General features: G+C 63.6%; 1 protein-coding gene. It reads left to right on the forward strand.

Annotation, left to right across the window (positions count from 1 at the left end; translation table 11 throughout):
* A partial coding sequence (gene edd / locus A2I95_RS37865) for a phosphogluconate dehydratase (RefSeq protein WP_291737575.1) occupies nt 1-1408 on the forward strand: 1408 nt, incomplete at both ends.

A 1408-nucleotide genomic window follows, 5' to 3' on the forward strand; every position in this document is an offset into this window, starting at 1 on the left:
GCCCGCGCCCATCTGTCTTGCAGCGGCCAGGCTCATGCCTATGCCGCCTCCGGTGGCGACAAGGCGCAACTGGTCGAGCGCAAAGCAGGCAACCTCGGCATCGTCACCGCCTACAACGACATGCTTTCGGCCCATCAGCCCTTTGAACATTATCCGGCCCTGATCAAGCAGGCAGCCCGCAAGGCGGGCGGCACCGCGCAGGTGGTGGGCGGGGTGCCTGCCATGTGCGATGGCGTCACCCAGGGGGAGGCGGGCATGGAGCTGAGCCTGTTTTCCCGCGATGTGATCGCGCTGGCAGCCTCGGTTGCGCTCAGCCACGCGACATTCGACGCCGCCGTCTATCTGGGGGTCTGCGACAAGATCGTGCCCGGGCTGGTCATTGCCGCCCAGGCTTTTGGTCATCTTCCCACTGTCTTCCTGCCCGCGGGGCCCATGGCCAGCGGGTTGGCCAATGACGAAAAGGCCAAAGTCCGCCAGCAATTTGCAGCGGGTGAAGTTGACCGGGATACGCTGCTGGCTGCTGAGATGGCCGCCTATCACGGGCCGGGCACCTGCACCTTTTACGGCACAGCCAACACCAACCAAATGCTGATGGAATTCATGGGGCTGCACCTGCCAGGCGCCAGCTTCGTGCCGCCGGACACCGCGCTGCGCGATGCCCTGACCCAGGAAAGCGCCAAACGCGCCTTGTCGCTCAGTGCGCTTGGCAATCACTACACGCCAGTCTGCGGCATTCTTGATGAAAGGGCATTTGTGAACGGGATCGTCGGGCTGAATGCCACTGGCGGCTCGACCAACCTGCTAATCCACCTGGTGGCCATGGCACGTGCGGGTGGGATCGTGCTCGACTGGCAAGATTTCTCGGATCTCTCCGAAGTTACCCCGCTAATGGCACGGGTCTATCCTAACGGGCTTGCGGATGTGAACCATTTCCATGCCGCAGGCGGCCTTGGTTACATGATCGGCCGCTTGCTGGAGACCGGGCAGCTGCATCCGGACACCATGACCGTGGCAGGCGAGGGGCTGGAGAATTACACTCAGGAGCCTGTGCTGGACGATGGCGTTCTGGCCTGGCGCAAGGGTGCGGGCCGCAGTCTGAACGAGACCATCCTGCGCCCGCCGCACGACCCGTTTCAGCCGACCGGCGGCCTGAAGCGTTTGACCGGCAATCTTGGCACCGCGGTCATGAAGGTTTCTGCCGTGGCGCCTGAACATCAGGTAGTCGAGGCGCCGGTGCGCGTCTTCGCCGATCAGAACGAAGTCAAAGCCGCTTTCAAAGCCGGTGAATTCACCGGGGATGTGATCGTGGTCGTGCGCTTCCAGGGGCCAAAGGCCAACGGCATGCCTGAGCTGCACAGCCTGACGCCGCTGCTGGCGATCCTGCAGGGTCGCAGCCAGAAGGTTGCAC

This window comes from Leisingera sp. F5 (genome assembly GCF_001593695.1).